Raw genomic sequence first — 14,413 nt, forward strand, 5'->3', positions numbered from 1 at the left:
CGGGTGCCAGGGCCGCATCACATGGCCGGCCACAGGTTCCGGTGTCAGTCGTGGTCCGGTCGGCCGGTCACGCGGTGGTCGGCGGCTTCGATCGCCTCGCCCAACAACCGCCGCACATGGCCGCCGCGCACTCGGTAGACCGCGCGACGGCCGTCGCGGCGCACGGCCACCAGGCCGGCCAGCTTCAGCTTCGCCAGGTGCTGTGACACCGCAGGCCGCGCGATCCCGACCGCCTCGGCCAACGTCGTCACGTCGTACTCCGACCCGCACAGCAGCCACATCATCCGCAGCCGGGTCGGGTCGGCCAGCATCCGGAAGCCGTCCACCGCCGCGTCGACGTGACTGCCGTCAGGTAGCTGTTGCCAGTCATGCGTTGTTGCAACGTCGTCGCGTGCGTACATGAGCACGTATGGTGTCAGCACCCAAGGCAACGCACCAGTGGATGGGGGTGCGCACGCGATGCTCGCCGTGCTGTCCAACCGCCCGTACCGACGGCTGTTCACCGCACAGGTCCTCGCCCTCACCGGCACCGGGCTGGCCACCGTCGCCCTCGGTCTGCTCGCCTACGACCTGGCCGGACCGGACGCGGGCGCGGTGCTCGGCACGGCGTTCGCCATCAAGATGGTCGCCTACGTCGGCATCGGTCCCCTCGCCGGCGCGCTGGCCGCCCGGTTCCCCCGCAAGCCCTTGCTGGTGGCGCTCGACCTCGTGCGCGCCTCGGTCGCGGTGACCCTGCCGTGGGTGCACGAGGTCTGGCAGGTCTACCTGCTGATCTTCCTGCTGCAAGCCGCGTCCGCGGCGTTCACGCCGACGTTCCAGGCGACCATCCCCGACATCCTCACCGACGAACGCGACTACACCCGCGCGCTGAGCCTGTCCCGCCTGGCCTACGACCTGGAGAGCCTGCTCAGCCCGCTGCTCGCCGCCGTGGTGCTGCTGGTCGTCGGCTACGACCTGCTGTTCCTCGGCACCTCGCTCGGGTTCGCCGCCTCGGCGTTGCTGGTGCTCGCCGCAGCGCTGCCGGCCGAGCGCAACGCCACCCCGCCGTCGGGACGCACCCTGGCCGCGACGACGCGCGGCATCCGCGTGTACCTGGGCACGCCCCGGTTGCGGGGCCTGCTCGCCGCGCACCTGGCCGTCGCCGCCGCCGGGTCGATGGTCCTGGTCAACACCGTGGCCTACGTCCGCGACCTGCTCGGCCGGGGCGAAACGGCGGTCGCCCTCGCCCTCGCCGCCTACGGCCTCGGTTCCCTGGTCGCCGCGTTGGCCCTGCCCCGCGTCCTGGACCGCCACCCCGACCGCCCGGTCATGCTGCGCGCCTCGGTAGCGCTGGCCGCGCTGCTGTTCGCCGCCGCCCTGACCACCGCGTTCCTCGACGACCTGCGCTGGCCCGTGCTGCTGGTGCTGTGGGCCGCGATCGGCGCCGCCGGCTCCCTCGTGCTCACCCCCGGCGGACGCCTCCTGCGGCGCTCGGCGCACCGCCCCGACCTCCCGGCCGTCTTCGCCGCCGACTTCGCGCTCTCCCACGCCTGCTGGCTGCTCTGCTACCCGCTGGCGGGGTGGCTGGCCTCGACCACCTCGATGACGGCCGCCCTGTCGACCCTCGGTGTCGTGGCCACTGCCGCCGCCGTCGTCGCGATCCGCCTGTGGCCCGCCGGCGATCCCGAGGTGATCGAACACGAGCACGACGGGCTCGACACGGCCCACCACCACCTCGACGGCGCGGTCCTGGTCGACGGACGGCCCAGGCACGCGCACAGCTTCCGCATCGACGACCTGCACACCCGCTGGCCCGCGTGACTCACGCGCCGCTTCGCCGGCGGTCGGGGAACCCGCTCAGCGGGCGACCGCGGAGTCTCCCGCAGGATCTTCCACGGAGTGGCGGTCGATGTGGTCGGCGTGGAACAGGGCCTGCTTGAGCAGCCCGAGGACGTGGTCGTTGGCCGCGGAGTAGTAGACGAACGTGCCTTCCCGACGACCCTTGACCAGGCCGGCGAGCCGCAGCTTGGCGAGGTGCTGGCTGACCGCGGTGGGTGCCGCGCCGGCGAGTTCGGCCAGGCACGCCACCGACGACTCGCCCTGGAGCAACGCCCACAGCACCTTGATCCGGGTCGGGTCCGCCAACAGCCGGAACGACTCGGCGGCCAGGTGCACCTGCTCCTCGTTGGGCATGTCGAAGTCGGACAGCGACGTGTGCATGCCGCCAGGATACCCACCCGTTCGACTGTTTGCGTATCTGCGTGAATGCGTATATATGCTAGCAGTGTGACAACGGAACTCGATGTAGCGGCTCCGGCGGAGCGGACGCGGTTCGGCGTGCGCCGGCGGTCCGGGGTGTGGTCGCTGCCGGAGGTGCGGTGGGCGGCGGTGGCGACCGCCCTGTTCCTCCTGGGGCTTGCGGCCCAGCTGAGCAGCGGCCCCGACTGGCTGTGGTGGGGGCTGTACCTGGCCTGCTACGCGTCGGGCGGGTGGGAACCGGGGCTGTCCGGCCTGCGGGCCCTGCGCGAGAAGACCCTCGACGTCGACCTGCTCATGGTCGTGGCCGCGATCGGCGCGGCGGCGCTCGGGCAGGTCCTCGACGGCGCGCTGCTGATCGTCATCTTCGCGACCTCGGGCGCGTTGGAGGCGGTCGCCACCAAGCGCACGGAGGACTCCGTGCGCGACCTGCTCGACCTCGCACCGGAGCGGGCCACCCGGATCACCGCGACCGGCGAGGAAGTGGTCGACGCCGCCCACCTGGACGTCGGCGACATCGTCCTGGTGCGCCCCGGTGAACGCGTCGGCGGTGACGGCGTGGTCGTCGCGGGTGCGAGCGAGGTCGACCAGGCCACCATCACCGGCGAGCCCCTTCCGGTGGACAAGGGTGTCGGTGACGAGGTGTTCGCCGGCACGGTCAACGGCACCGGCGCGCTGAGGGTGCGGATCACCCGGCCGGCCACGGGCACGGTGATCGCCCGGATCGTCGCGATGGTCGCCGAGGCGAGCGCGACCAAGTCGCGCGCCCACCTGTTCATCGAGAAGGTCGAGCAGCGCTACTCCATCGGCATGGTCGCCGCCACCCTGGCGCTGTTCGTGGTGCCGCTGCTGTTCGGCGCCGAGCTCCAACCCACGCTGCTGCGCGCGATGACGTTCATGATCGTCGCGTCGCCGTGCGCGGTGGTGCTGGCCACCATGCCACCGCTGCTGTCTTCGATCGCCAACGCCGGCCGCCACGGCGTGCTGATCAAGTCCGCCGTGGTGCTCGAACGGCTCGGCAGCGCCACGCGAGTGGCCTTCGACAAGACCGGCACCCTCACCGAGGGCGCGCCCCGGCTCGCGGCGGTCCGCGTCCTGCCCGACAGCCCCTTCGACGAGAACGGGCTGCTGACCCTGGCCGCCGCGGCGGAGCACCCCTCGGAACACCCGCTCGCCCGCGCCGTGGTCGACGCCGCGCGGTCCACCGGACTCGACCTCCGGCCGGCCGCGGAGTTCACCTCCGCACCGGGGCGCGGCGTCACCGCGCGGATCGACGGGCGACTGGTCGAGGTGGGCAGCCCCACCGCACTCCTCACCGGTGACGACGACGCAGTCCGCGACACGGTGGCCGAACTGGAGAACACCGGCCACACCGCGGTCGTCGTCCGCGTCGACGGCCGCCCGGCCGGCGTGCTGGGGCTCGCCGACCGGCTCCGCGCCGACGCCGCGGACACCGTCGCCCGGCTCACCGCCCTGACCGGCGCACCACCGGTCCTGCTCACCGGCGACAACCCGCGCGCCGCCGAACGGCTCGCCGCCGAGGTCGGCATCACCGACGTCCGCGCCGGGCTGCTGCCCGAGGACAAGGTCGCGGCGGTGCGCGAGCTGGAAGCCCAGGGCGCCAAGGTGATCCTGGTCGGCGACGGCGTCAACGACGCGCCCGCACTGGCCACCGCCCACGTCGGGGTGGCCATGGGCCGCGCCGGTTCCGACCTCGCACTGGACACCGCGGACGCGGTCATCACCCGCGACGAGCTGGCGACCCTGCCCGCCGTGCTGGCCCTCGCCCGGCGTGCGCGCCGCGTCGTCATCGCCAACCTCGCCATCGCCGGGACCTTCATCGCGGTCCTCGTGACCTGGGACCTGGTCGGCACCCTGCCGCTCCCCTTGGGCGTCGCGGGCCACGAGGGCTCGACGGTCATCGTCGGGCTCAACGGGCTGCGGCTGCTCCGCAGCGCCGCATGGCTTCGGGGTCGGACGGTGTCCTTCCGCCACGGTCAGCGCTAAGGTGGGTTTGACAATCATTTCCATTGGACGCTGGGGGCTTCCGTGACGACATCACCGAACACGACCGCCGACGCACGCCGGGCGATGGTGGACCTGGTCTTCGGGTCCATGGCCGCACAGGTCGTAGCGGCGTGCGTGAAGCTCGGCGTTCCGGAAGCCCTCGGCCAGGAGAGCCGTTCCGCCGACGAGGTGGCCGCCGCGTGCGGGACGCCGACCCGGACCACTCTCCGGTTGCTCCGCGCGGCGACGGCGTTGGGCTTGTTGTCCGAGACCGAAGGCGCGTTCAGCGCGACCCCGCTCGGCTCCTTGCTGCGGTCGGACGTCCCCGGATCGCTGCACGCCTTCGCCCGGGTGTTCACCGACCCGGTCATGCTGCGGGCCTGGCACCGCCTGGACGACGGCGTCCGCACCGGCCGCACCGGGTTCGACGAGGTCTTCGGGACCACGTTCTTCGACCACCTCGCCTCGGAACCGGACCTGTCCGCGGCGTTCAACACGGCCATGAGCCAGGGCACGCACGTCGTCTCCGGACTGCTGCCCGACGCCTACGACTTCGGGCGGTTCGGGTCCGTCATGGACGTCGGCGGTGGTGACGGCACGCTGCTCGCGGCGGTCGTCCGCCGGCACACCGGGTTGCGCGGCGTGCTGTTCGACAGCGCCGAAGGCTCCGCCGGCGCCGGTGCCGTGTTCGACGACGCGGGCGTCACCGAGCGTTGCACGATCGCGGTCGGCGACTTCTTCACCGACGTCCCGGCGGGCGCCGAGGCGGTGCTGATCAAGAGCGTCCTGCACGACTGGGACGACGAGCGCGCCACGACGATCCTCGGTCACTGCCGCCGCGCGCTGCCCGACGAGGGGCGCCTGCTCGTGGTCGAACCGGTCCTGCCCGACACCGTCGACGGCACCGCCCCGCCCGTGATGTACCTCAGCGACCTCAACATGATGGTCAACCTCGGCGGCCGGGAACGCACGCGCGCCGAGTTCGAGGCCCTGTTGACCGGCAGCGGGTTCACCCTCACCGACGTGACGCCGCTACCGCCCTCCGGCTTCTGCCTCCTCGAAGCGGTCCCCCGCTGAACGCGTGGACAGCGGGATGGACGTTCAGGGCACCGTCGGCGGCTTCGACGGGTTGAGGATGACGCCGCAGCTCCAGGCGGTCCTGCGCGTGCTGCGCGAACTGCCGGGCCCCACGACGGCGCTCGTGGTCCACGACCGGCTGCGGTCGGGTGGCGAGCGGGTCGGCTTGACGACGACCTACCGGCACCTCGCGTCGCTGGTGCGGGCGGACGTCATGGGCATCACCCAGGACCGGACGGGACGGCACCTGTACCACCTGAAGCGCGATCCCGACCACAACCACAACCTCACGTGCGTGCGGTGTGGCCGGGGTGTGCGCGTGGACGCCTCGACCGTGGTCGACTGGGCCACGAGGATCGCGGCGACCCACGGGTTCTCGACCGTCCAGGTGTCCGCCGGTCTGAACGGCCTGTGCCCCCGGTGCCTGGGCGAGCCGGACGCCCTGCCGCCGGAGCCGCTGGGCTGTCCGGGTGGTCGGTCCGAGCGTCCGGGTGACGGGGCTTCACCTGCCGTCGCGGAGCAGCGCACGGTGTCAGCGATGCACTGAACCGTTTCCGCCACGGGAGGCAGACATGACCACCGAATCCACGCCCTCGCCGCAGCCGAGCGCGGGCGGTTGCAGCTGCTGCGGCGGTTGCACCGCTCCGGGCTGCGGGTGCTGCTCCAGCTGCTGACGACCACGGGCAGGTGGTGTGCGGCCGAGTGTCCGCTTCGGCCGCACACCACCCGCACGGCAGGTTCGAACGCCTTGTCCCACAACCGGATCTACCGGTGGTGTGGTCGATCGACGTGAGCTCGCGCGTGCAACGGTTACAGCAACCCGCGCCGGTAGGCGGCCACGAGCCGCCGGGGCACGGCCAGCTTGCGGCCGTCGAGCGTGGTCACCGGCACCAGGTCGGGCACTTCCGCCTTCCACTGGGAACGGCGGTGACGGGTGTTGCTGCGCGAGGTCTTGCGCTTGGGCACGGCCATGTCAGCGAGCCCTCTTCCCGTAGCGGCGGTTGAACTTCTCGACCCGGCCCGCGGTGTCCATGACCCGCTGGTTGCCGGTCCAGAACGGGTGGGAGTCCGCGGTGATGTCGACCGTGATCAGCGGGTAGGTGTTGCCGTCCTCCCAGTCGATCGTGCGGGTCGAGTTCGCGGTGGACCGGGTCAGGAACGCCTTCCCGGTCGCCTGGTCCTGGAAGACCACCGGGTGGTAGTCGGGGTGGATGCCCTGCTTCACAACTCCTCCATCTCGTCGTGCCACTCGGCGAACGGGTCGACGAACTCCAGTTCGTCGATCAGCGCCAACTCCTCGTCGGTCACCAGCGCCTCGCGCAGTGCCGCCGTGATCTCGTCCGGCGCAGCCGCCCTGGTGATGACCACCAGTTCCTGCGACCGGTCTCCGTAGTAGGGGTCCCACATGGCCGATGCGGCGGCCCGGCGTTCGGCGGGCACCTCGGACCAGTCGTCGACGGCCGCGAGCCACGGGCCGAGGTTGCCGACGTTGAGGCCGCCGCCCGCGGACTCCAGCCACAGCGCGACATCCGGCTGGCTGGCCACCCACACCCGGCCGCGGGTGCGCACGACGCCGTCGAGCAGGACGTCGATGGCCTGGTGCAGCCGCATGGGGTGGAACGGGCGTCGTTCGGTGAAGTGGACGACGGCCGCGCCGTGGGCCGGTCGCAGTGGCGGCTGTCCGTGGAGCAGGGCGCCGAAGCCGTCGTCGAACCGGCCACGGCGGGCGCTCCCGGGGATGGCGGCCAGCAGTTCGGGCACGTCCAACGCGTCCCGGCGGCGGCGCGGCGCGAGCGGGGACAGCCGGTCCAGCACCGCGTCCAGCGCGGGGTCGTCACCGGTACCGGTCAGCACGATCGCGTCGGCGAACTCGGCCTGCCCCACGACCACCTGCGCCACGGTCCGCTCGTCGCCTTCGGCCGCGCCCAGGCCGCGGTCGTCCATCGTGTCCTCACCGGTCGCGTCGGCGAGCCAGGTCGCGCGGTCGACCACGGTGATCACCGCCTCCACCCGCACGTCGACCTCGCGCAACGCGAAGCAGACGGCTTCCGGCTCCAGCGCCGGGTCCAGGTGCACGACCACCCGACCGCCCAGCCGTTCCAACAGCGGCAGCAGGTCGAGGCGCAGCGTGCACGAGACGCAGCCGTGCGCCAGTTCCAGCACGGTCAGCCGACCGTCGACCCAGCGGCGCACCACGCCCTGGGCGAGGTCGCGCAGGTCGTGGCGGACCAGCACCGATCCCGGCGACGCGCGCCACACCTCCTCGGCGACGTCGTGCTGCGCCAGACCGGCCACCAGTAGGACCTCGGTTCCCATGTGGGTTAGCCTAACGGAAACGATTGTCGTTTTAAAAGGGAGGTCACGTGTCGTCACGGCACTGCCAGGTCACCGGGCGCAAGCCGGGCTTCGGCAAACAGGTCTCGCACTCGCACCGGCGCACCTCGCGCCGGTGGCTGCCCAACACGCAACGCCGCAGGTACTGGCTGCCCTCGGAGAACCGGCACGTCGTGCTGAACCTCTCGACCAAGGGCATCAAGACCGTCGACCGGCGCGGCATCGAGTCGGTGGTCGCAGACCTGCGCCGCCAGGGGGTGAAGGTCTGATGGCCAAGTCCACCGACGTCCGGCCGATCATCAAGCTCCGCTCCACCGCGGGCACCGGCTACACCTACGTCACCCGCAAGAACCGCCGCAACGACCCCGACCGGCTCGTGCTGCGCAAGTTCGACCCCGTCGTGCGCCGCCACGTCGACTTCAAGGAGGAGCGCTGATGGCCAAGAAGTCCAAGATCGCCAAGGACCGGCAGCGACGGGAAGTCGTCGCCCGGTACGCCGAGCGACGCGCGGAGTTGAAGGAGGTCATCCGCCTCGACCCGGAGCGCCGTGACGAGGCCATGCGGGCGTTGCAGAAGCTGCCCCGTGACGCCAGCCCCACGAGGTTGCGCAACCGCGATGCCGTGGACGGCCGGCCGAGGGCGTTCAACCGGGCGTTCGGCCTGTCCCGCATCCGGCTGCGCGAGATGGCGCACCGCGGCGAACTGCCCGGCGTCAACAAGTCGAGCTGGTGAGGCCGGTGCCCAGAGCCGAACGCGCCCCGAAGCGCCGCGTGAACCTGCTGCGCAAGGAGGGCATCACCACAGTGGACTGGAAGGACGCGGCGCTGCTGCGGAAGTTCATCTCCGACCGCGGCAAGATCCGCTCCCGCCGCGTCACCGGCCTGACGCCCCAGGAACAACGCCAGGTCGCCACCGCCATCAAGAACGCGCGCGAGATGGCACTCCTCCCCTACCCCAGCCAAGGACGCTGACCAGGCGGGCCGCCGCCACCCGGCGGCCCGCCTCCACCAGCGTTCCGCATCCGCCCACTACAGAATGATGATCATGCCGATGCCTGCCGCGCCCGAGCGCCGCGTTCCCGTCACCGTCCTGTCCGGCTTCCTCGGCGCGGGCAAGACCACCCTGCTCAACCACGTCCTCGCGAACCGGGAAGGACGCCGGGTGGCGGTGGTGGTCAACGACATGAGCGAGGTCAACATCGACGCCGCCCTGGTCTCCGGGCGCGGCGGCGAACGGCTGGTGGAGCTGACCAACGGGTGCATCTGCTGCACGTTGCGCGAGGACCTGCTGGAAAGCGTGGGCGCACTGGCCCGCGAAGGCCGGTTCGACACGATCCTGATCGAGTCGACCGGCATCTCCGAGCCGATGCCGGTGGCCGCGACGTTCGAGTGGACGTTCGAGGACGGCACCAGCCTGTCCGACCACGCGCGACTGGACACGATGGTCACCGTGGTCGACGCTTCCGGTTTCCTCGCCGAACTCGAGCGCGGCGACCGGCTCGACCAGCGCGACCTCGCCGCCGCGGAGGACGACGAGCGGGGCATCTCCGACCTGCTGGTGGACCAGGTCGAGTTCGCCGACGTGCTGGTGCTGAACAAGACCGACCTCGCCGCACCGGAACAGCTCACCGCGGTCGAGGGCATCCTGCGCAAGCTCAACCCGAACGCCCGCCTCGTCCACGCCCACCGCGGCGTGGTGGACCTGGCCGAAGTGCTCGACACCGGCCGCTACGACCCGGTCACCGCCGCCACGTCACCGGGCTGGGCCCAGGAGCTGGCGGGCTCGCACACCCCCGAGACCGAGGAGTACGGCATCCGCTCGGTCACCTACCGCGCCGACCGCCCGTTCCACCCCGCCCGGCTGGCCGCCGCGCTGGAGGACTGGCACGGTGTCGTGCGCAGCAAGGGTTTCTGCCACATCGCCAGCCGCCCGCACACCCTGGCCGTGTGGTCCCAGGCCGGGCCGAACCTGACCATCGAGCCGGGCGAACTGCTCGACGGCCACACCGCACGCCAGGAACTGGTCTTCATCGGCATCGACCTCGATCCCGACGAACCGCGCCGCCGCCTCGACCCCGTGCTGCTCACCGACGCCGAACTGGCCGCCGGCCCGACCGCGTGGCGGCGGATGGACGACCCGCTGCCGCCGTGGGACGACCTGGAAGCCCACGACCACGAACACCTCGTTCCGATCCCGAGGAGCCTGCTAGAGCGCTGAACACGGTGCGCGCCGCCGGTGATCAGGAGTGCCACGGACCGGTCGGCTCGAGGTGGACATCGAGCAAGCCCAAGGCGTCTCGACCGCACCGACTGACGGACCGCGTCGCCCGTCCAGTTCAGTCCCGGTGCCTGGATGTCGACTCGCCCTCGCTCCATCGGTAGTCCTCCGGCTCGACCATCGTCGCGTGGTCCTCGCACCACCCGGTTTTGTTGATCACCGAGAACGTCCAGCGGCACGCGGCCTCCGTCCGATTCGGGAGGATGCGGTCCGGGCACGTGCCTCCCCGGATCGACCGCGGGATCGACCAGGGCCGGGATTCCCGACGTTGCGGAGCGGGCCACAGGTACCGATGGGGCGGCGGCCTGGGCGGACGAGCTGACGAACGTGCCGAACGCCAGCGCCGCTGTCGCGGTGGTCAGGGCTGCCGCGCGGCGCATGGGCCGGTTTGCGCGGCCGATGCCCGGATGGCGGCCCGGCACGTCGCCCGCGCGGCGGCCACGGCCTCTCCCGACGACCCGATGCCGTGGGTGACCTCCGCTCGCAGATGGCGCTGGACGCGCTGGACGTGCTGCTGCTGTGGCCGGCGAGCGTGGGTGCGGACACCAGGTGGCTGCGCGGCGACCGGGGCTGGACGATCCTCGCGTTGATGGCGGACAAGCGCTACGCCGAGGCGATCGACCACCTCCGCGTCCTCGGCCACCGTGCGGACGGACCGCCGTGGTCGATGGTGCCCAAGCCTGCCCAGTTCTTCCTCGAGGCCCGGGTCGAGGCGTGCAAGGCGGTGCCCGCACCCTGATCCCGCGACACCGAGACGATGCCGGCCCGCACGCCGGCATCGTCCAGCGGACCCGTCGGCCGGAAGCCGTGGGTTACGGGCGCCGTCGCGCGTGTACCACCGCGTCGACGCCGGACCCGGCCGCAGCCCTGGGGCGGTCCTCGGCGACGACGATCTCCCAGTCGCTCGGGTCGAGGGCCGCGACCGCGGTGTCGACGGAAACCTGCACCTGTCCGGCCGCGGCTGTCGCGTTGCCGGTGGTCGGGTCGATCGGGCGGTGACCGACGAGGAGCAGGGCGCCGCCGGGCGCGACCCCGGCCGCCAGTCGCCGCACCGTCTGCTCCACCGCGCCGGCCATGTGGACGTACAGGCAGGTGACGAGGTCGTAGCGGCCCGGAGGCGGGGTCCAGGTCGCGAGGTCGCCCTGCACCCAGTCGACGCGCTCGGCGACGTCCGTCCCGATGGTCTCGGCACTCGACCGGCCGTGGTCCAGCGCGGTCGTGGCGAAGTCGACCGCCGTGACCCGCCACCCGTGCGCGGCGAGCCAGAGCGTTTCGGCCCCGTGCCCGCACCCCGCGTCGAGCGCCAGGCCGGGCCGCAGGTCGCCGGCCACGGTGAGCAGGTGCGGATTCGGCGGGCGCGTCGCCACCACGTCGGCGTGGTCACGCAGGGCCTGCGCCCAGCGCCGCTCCCAGGAGTCCCGGTCGAACTCCTCCGTGGTCATGACGCCGCCGCGACGACGGCGTCGAGCCCGTGAGCACGATCGCCCAGGACCCGCCGGCTCAGCTCGGCCTCGTGCTCGTGTGCGAACGGTCCGAGATCGACGCTGTCGACAGCGTCGATGCCGGGACCGGTCTCCGTGCTCGGTTCGGATGCCATTCCGACCACCTCCGACCACAATGTCCCTCGACTCCGCTGTTCCAGCAAAGTTCGTTGCCGAAACAGCAACAAGCCGGGACGGGTGCAACGTCGAGGTCAGGCGGGAGTGTCGGGGACGATCGGGGCAACGCCCAGTGACCTGACCAGGTCGAGCATCTCGGCGTGGTGCAGTGCGGCGGGGTTGAGTGCGACGGGATGGATGTGACCCTCGATCTCCAGGGCCACCAAGCCGTGCATCCGACCCCACACGCGCAGCGCGAGCGCCGCAGCGGCGGGCGGCACGTCGGGGAGGTCTTCCTGGATCTTCGCGACGTAGTCCGGGTGCAGGTCCGACCAGGAACCGGCCTCGACCTCGCCGTTGCGCCCGCTGAGCCACACCTCGGCCACCAGCTGGGTCAGCTGGCGGCACACCCGGCGGGCGGTTCGGTCCACCGGCCCGTCATCGGGTGGCCGGTAGCCGGGAACGGGGTGCCCGTAGAAGAGCCGGAAGCCCTCCGGGTGAGCCAGCGCCCAGTCCCGCAGGCCCTGGCCCCACGCCACCAGCCTGCCGCCGGGGTCGGTGTCGGGCACGGCGCGGGTGGCGGTCTGCAACGCCTCGGCCAGCGACGCCCCGATCCCGCCGATCAGGGCCGTGATCAAGTCGTCCCTGGTGGGGAAGTAGCTGTAGATGGCGCGCGCGGTCATCCCCATCTCACGGGCGATGCCGCGCAACGAGATCGCCCCGGGTCCGGCCTCGGCCATCTGCCTCAGCGCGATCGCCGTGATCTCCCGGGTGGTCTCCGCCCGCAGCCGGTCCCGACGGCTCGGCGCCTCGACACCCGACGCGTTGTCGATCTTTCCCACCTTGACAGGGTACAGCGCTTCAGTAGTCTCAGGCGTGTCATTAGTACACACCGTGTCCAGAACGGGATCGCATGTCGGCATACGTCATCGTCAACGTCGAGGTGCTCGACGAGGAGGCGGGCTGGGCCTACGCGCCCGTGGCCCAGCAGTCGATCCTCGGCCACGGCGGCCGTTACCTGGTCGCAGGCCCCACGCCCGAACCCGTGGAAGGCACGTGGGACGCGCCGAAGATCCTGGTCATCGAGTTCCCCGACATGGATCGGATCCGGCAGTGGTACGACTCCCCCGAGTACCGCCGCGCCCGGGAGATGCGGGAGGGCAAGGTCCGGGTGCAGATGCTGTTCGTCGAGGGCTCCCCACCCGAGGGCTTCACCCTCCCTGCCTGAACTACCGGGCCGACCCGGGCCTGCGCAAAGCAACGGCGGCTACCGGGCCGGATTGGCCGGTAGCCGCCGTCCTTGAAGCACGCTGCTGTAGCGCTCAATGCTGCTGTGGCACGGAATCGCGGTTGGCGAAGCCCTGCTAGCAGGCGCCGTTCGACTCCGCCAGGCCCGTGTTCGCGCCTGCCGTGCGGCTCACGATGTTCGGCACGCAGGTGGTCTGGTCGAGCGTGAAGCTGTAGGGAACGCTGACCGTGGTGGTGGACTTGACGTCCGGGCCGGCGGGCCTGCTCTCACTGCCGGGGGCGGACCACGTCACGTTGTCGAAGATGTTGCCGCTGACGTGCCAGTAGCCGACCTGGTCGGTGTAGAAGGTGCCGAGGACGTCACGGGAGTTCTTGAAGTAGTTGTTGTCCACCTTGGCCTTGGCGCCGGCACGGGAGTTGATGCCGGACTCGTTGAGGCTCACGTAGTGGTTGTTGTACATGTGGCCCACGCCGCCTCGCAGCAGAGGCGCGCGAGAGTCGATGTTCTCGTACAGGTTGTGGTGGTACGTGATGAACCCGTTCGAGAGGTCGCTCTCGCTGGACCCGACCAGCCCGCCGCGACCGGAGTTGCGCAGCGTGCTGTAGGACAGGGTCACGTACTGGGTGTTGTCCTTCATGTCGAACAGGCCGTCGTAGCCTTCCGACTCACCGCCCGACGCCAGCAGCGTGGTGTGGTCGACCCAGACGTTGCGGACACCGCTCTCCATCCCGATGGCGTCACCGCCGTTGGACGTGGGAGAACCGGACTTCTTGACGTTCCGGATGGTCACGTTGCGGATGATGATGTTGCGGGACTCGCGGATGTGGATGCCCAACTGGTCGAAGACGGCTCCGCTGCCGACTCCGATGATCGTCACGTTGCTGATCCGCTTGAGTTCGATCACCCCGGCGGCCGTCTCGCAGCTGTTGCCCGAGACCTTGGCGGTGTTGCCGTGGTTGATGGTTCCCTCGACCTGGATGGTGATCGGGGTGCTGGTGGTGGCCCGGGTGCACAAGGCCTGGTGGATCTGGGTTCCGGTGGTGGCCCGGACCGTCGCCCCGCCCTGACCGCCGGTCGTCCCGCCGTTCTGGGACGCGAAGCCGGTCGCCACGCCCGCGGGCGGGTTCGACGTCGAGGTGGTCGTGGTGGTCGTGGTGGAGGTCGTCGTCGACGTAGAAGTGGACGTGGACGTCGATGTGGACGTCGAGGTCGAGGTGGAGGTGTCGGTCGGCTGCCCGGTGCAGGCGACACCGTTGAGCTTGAAGGAGGTGGGCGCGGGGTTGGAGCCGGTCCACGTGCCGTTGAAGCCCGGCGTGACCGACGCGCCCGTGCCCAGCGAACCGTTCCAGGACGTGTTGCGCACCGTCACCGCGCTGCCGGACTGGGAGAACTCACCGCCCCACAGCTGCGTCACCTGCTGACCGGCCCCGAACGACCACTCCAACGTCCAGCTCGACACCGCGTCACCCAGGTTGGTCACCGTGACGTTGGCACCGAACCCGCCGGCCCACTGACTGGCCACGCTGTAGTCGACCCGACACCCGACCGCCGCATTGGCATTGGTGCCGGCCGCCACCACCAAGCCCCCGGTCAATGCCGCCACCGAAACAGCCGCGGCAATACCGGCGGCCCGACT

General features: G+C 71.3%; 20 protein-coding genes. 11 read left to right on the forward strand and 9 right to left on the reverse strand.

The window, feature by feature from the left end; genetic code table 11:
• Nucleotides 1-44: 44 nt before the first annotated feature.
• Nucleotides 45-401, reverse strand: a complete 357-nt coding sequence (locus OQ02_RS15555; RefSeq protein WP_033439116.1) for an ArsR/SmtB family transcription factor — start codon at nt 399-401, stop codon at nt 45-47.
• 58 nt (nt 402-459) lie between these two features.
• On the opposite strand from OQ02_RS15555, the gene OQ02_RS15560 reads away from it, so the two are divergent.
• A complete protein-coding gene (locus OQ02_RS15560; protein WP_033439117.1) occupies nt 460-1,800 on the forward strand; it encodes an MFS transporter in 1,341 nt (446 codons plus the stop codon).
• Nucleotides 1,801-1,836: 36 nt separating this feature from the next.
• On the opposite strand, the gene OQ02_RS15565 is transcribed toward OQ02_RS15560, so the two are convergent.
• Nucleotides 1,837-2,199: an ArsR/SmtB family transcription factor gene (locus OQ02_RS15565; protein WP_033439118.1), complete on the reverse strand. Its 363-nt coding sequence runs from the start codon at nt 2,197-2,199 to the stop codon at nt 1,837-1,839.
• A 66-nt stretch (nt 2,200-2,265) separates the two neighbouring features.
• Here OQ02_RS15565 and OQ02_RS15570 point away from each other — a divergent pair, with 66 nt between their 5' ends.
• From OQ02_RS15570 to OQ02_RS15580, 3 genes are read left to right on the forward strand one after another with little or no spacing between them, the layout of a single operon-like run.
• A complete protein-coding gene (locus OQ02_RS15570; protein ID WP_051772356.1) occupies nt 2,266-4,242 on the forward strand; it encodes a heavy metal translocating P-type ATPase in 1,977 nt (658 codons plus the stop codon).
• A 42-nt stretch (nt 4,243-4,284) separates the two neighbouring features.
• Nucleotides 4,285-5,319 (forward strand): acetylserotonin O-methyltransferase, encoded by a 1,035-nt coding sequence (locus OQ02_RS15575; RefSeq protein ID WP_231500048.1) that lies wholly within the window; start codon nt 4,285-4,287, stop codon nt 5,317-5,319.
• Between the two features lie 16 nt (nt 5,320-5,335).
• A complete protein-coding gene (locus tag OQ02_RS15580; protein ID WP_051772357.1) occupies nt 5,336-5,866 on the forward strand; it encodes a Fur family transcriptional regulator in 531 nt (176 codons plus the stop codon).
• Between the two features lie 263 nt (nt 5,867-6,129).
• Here the strand turns inward: OQ02_RS15580 and rpmF are convergent, their stop codons facing one another.
• From rpmF to mrf, 3 genes are read right to left on the reverse strand one after another with little or no spacing between them, the layout of a single operon-like run.
• The gene (rpmF, locus tag OQ02_RS15585; protein WP_033439120.1) at nt 6,130-6,291 is read right to left on the reverse strand and encodes a 50S ribosomal protein L32; all 162 of its coding nucleotides are present in this window, start codon (nt 6,289-6,291) and stop codon (nt 6,130-6,132) included.
• Nucleotide 6,292: 1 nt separating this feature from the next.
• Nucleotides 6,293-6,544 carry a type B 50S ribosomal protein L31 gene (locus tag OQ02_RS15590; RefSeq protein WP_033439121.1) on the reverse strand — a complete coding sequence of 84 codons (252 nt, stop codon included), beginning with the start codon at nt 6,542-6,544 and terminating at the stop codon, nt 6,293-6,295.
• Nucleotides 6,541-7,635 (reverse strand): ribosome hibernation factor-recruiting GTPase MRF, encoded by a 1,095-nt coding sequence (mrf, locus tag OQ02_RS15595; protein ID WP_033439122.1) that lies wholly within the window; start codon nt 7,633-7,635, stop codon nt 6,541-6,543. The genes OQ02_RS15590 and mrf overlap by 4 nt, the downstream gene beginning before the upstream one ends.
• A 47-nt stretch (nt 7,636-7,682) precedes the next feature.
• Here mrf and rpmB point away from each other — a divergent pair, with 47 nt between their 5' ends.
• The 6 genes from rpmB to OQ02_RS15625 all read left to right on the forward strand — a co-directional run bounded on the left by rpmB (nt 7,683) and on the right by OQ02_RS15625 (nt 10,669).
• Nucleotides 7,683-7,922, forward strand: coding sequence for a 50S ribosomal protein L28 (gene rpmB, locus OQ02_RS15600; protein WP_033439123.1), 240 nt, complete (start codon nt 7,683-7,685; stop codon nt 7,920-7,922).
• Nucleotides 7,922-8,089 (forward strand): 50S ribosomal protein L33, encoded by a 168-nt coding sequence (rpmG, locus tag OQ02_RS15605; RefSeq protein WP_033439124.1) that lies wholly within the window; start codon nt 7,922-7,924, stop codon nt 8,087-8,089. The genes rpmB and rpmG overlap by 1 nt, the downstream gene beginning before the upstream one ends.
• Complete coding sequence (gene rpsN, locus OQ02_RS15610) at nt 8,089-8,385, forward strand: 30S ribosomal protein S14 (protein ID WP_033439125.1); 297 nt, start codon at nt 8,089-8,091, stop codon at nt 8,383-8,385. Before rpmG ends, rpsN begins: the two co-directional genes overlap by 1 nt.
• Before the next feature lie 5 nt (nt 8,386-8,390).
• Nucleotides 8,391-8,624 carry a 30S ribosomal protein S18 gene (gene rpsR / locus OQ02_RS15615; RefSeq protein WP_033439286.1) on the forward strand — a complete coding sequence of 78 codons (234 nt, stop codon included), beginning with the start codon at nt 8,391-8,393 and terminating at the stop codon, nt 8,622-8,624.
• 79 nt (nt 8,625-8,703) lie between these two features.
• Nucleotides 8,704-9,870: a GTP-binding protein gene (locus tag OQ02_RS15620; protein WP_051772396.1), complete on the forward strand. Its 1,167-nt coding sequence runs from the start codon at nt 8,704-8,706 to the stop codon at nt 9,868-9,870.
• A 526-nt stretch (nt 9,871-10,396) separates the two neighbouring features.
• Complete coding sequence (locus OQ02_RS15625; RefSeq protein ID WP_033439126.1) at nt 10,397-10,669, forward strand: hypothetical protein; 273 nt, start codon at nt 10,397-10,399, stop codon at nt 10,667-10,669.
• Between the two features lie 73 nt (nt 10,670-10,742).
• On the opposite strand, the gene OQ02_RS15630 is transcribed toward OQ02_RS15625, so the two are convergent.
• The 3 genes from OQ02_RS15630 to OQ02_RS15635 form a co-directional block, all read right to left on the reverse strand.
• A complete protein-coding gene (locus tag OQ02_RS15630) occupies nt 10,743-11,372 on the reverse strand; it encodes a class I SAM-dependent methyltransferase (RefSeq protein ID WP_033439127.1) in 630 nt (209 codons plus the stop codon).
• Nucleotides 11,369-11,527 (reverse strand): hypothetical protein, encoded by a 159-nt coding sequence (locus OQ02_RS43770; RefSeq protein ID WP_156077066.1) that lies wholly within the window; start codon nt 11,525-11,527, stop codon nt 11,369-11,371. The genes OQ02_RS15630 and OQ02_RS43770 overlap by 4 nt, the downstream gene beginning before the upstream one ends.
• Before the next feature lie 96 nt (nt 11,528-11,623).
• Nucleotides 11,624-12,370, reverse strand: coding sequence for a TetR/AcrR family transcriptional regulator (locus tag OQ02_RS15635; RefSeq protein WP_231500049.1), 747 nt, complete (start codon nt 12,368-12,370; stop codon nt 11,624-11,626).
• Between the two features lie 71 nt (nt 12,371-12,441).
• On the opposite strand from OQ02_RS15635, the gene OQ02_RS15640 reads away from it, so the two are divergent.
• Entirely contained in the window at nt 12,442-12,756 is a 315-nt protein-coding gene (locus OQ02_RS15640; protein ID WP_033439128.1) for a DUF1330 domain-containing protein, read from the forward strand.
• 136 nt (nt 12,757-12,892) lie between these two features.
• Here the strand turns inward: OQ02_RS15640 and OQ02_RS44795 are convergent, their stop codons facing one another.
• A complete protein-coding gene (locus OQ02_RS44795; RefSeq protein WP_442973630.1) occupies nt 12,893-14,371 on the reverse strand; it encodes a pectate lyase family protein in 1,479 nt (492 codons plus the stop codon).
• Nucleotides 14,372-14,413 lie beyond the last annotated feature (42 nt).

This window comes from Saccharothrix sp. NRRL B-16314 (assembly GCF_000716595.1).
Lineage (GTDB): Bacteria > Actinomycetota > Actinomycetes > Mycobacteriales > Pseudonocardiaceae > Actinosynnema.

Bases quoted from the DNA above. Each gene is read 5' to 3' on its own strand.
- mrf (WP_033439122.1), bottom strand. From the start codon at position 7,635: ATGGGAACCGAGGTCCTACTGGTGGCCGGTCTGGCGCAGCACGACGTC.
- OQ02_RS15630 (WP_033439127.1), bottom strand. From the start codon at position 11,372: ATGACCACGGAGGAGTTCGACCGGGACTCCTGGGAGCGGCGCTGGGCG.
- rpmF (WP_033439120.1), bottom strand. From the start codon at position 6,291: ATGGCCGTGCCCAAGCGCAAGACCTCGCGCAGCAACACCCGTCACCGC.
- OQ02_RS15620 (WP_051772396.1), top strand. From the start codon at position 8,704: ATGCCTGCCGCGCCCGAGCGCCGCGTTCCCGTCACCGTCCTGTCCGGC.
- rpmG (WP_033439124.1), top strand. From the start codon at position 7,922: ATGGCCAAGTCCACCGACGTCCGGCCGATCATCAAGCTCCGCTCCACC.
- OQ02_RS43770 (WP_156077066.1), bottom strand. From the start codon at position 11,527: ATGGCATCCGAACCGAGCACGGAGACCGGTCCCGGCATCGACGCTGTC.
- OQ02_RS15580 (WP_051772357.1), top strand. From the start codon at position 5,336: ATGGACGTTCAGGGCACCGTCGGCGGCTTCGACGGGTTGAGGATGACG.
- OQ02_RS15640 (WP_033439128.1), top strand. From the start codon at position 12,442: ATGTCGGCATACGTCATCGTCAACGTCGAGGTGCTCGACGAGGAGGCG.
- OQ02_RS15555 (WP_033439116.1), bottom strand. From the start codon at position 401: ATGTACGCACGCGACGACGTTGCAACAACGCATGACTGGCAACAGCTA.
- OQ02_RS15565 (WP_033439118.1), bottom strand. From the start codon at position 2,199: ATGCACACGTCGCTGTCCGACTTCGACATGCCCAACGAGGAGCAGGTG.
- OQ02_RS15560 (WP_033439117.1), top strand. From the start codon at position 460: ATGCTCGCCGTGCTGTCCAACCGCCCGTACCGACGGCTGTTCACCGCA.
- rpsN (WP_033439125.1), top strand. From the start codon at position 8,089: ATGGCCAAGAAGTCCAAGATCGCCAAGGACCGGCAGCGACGGGAAGTC.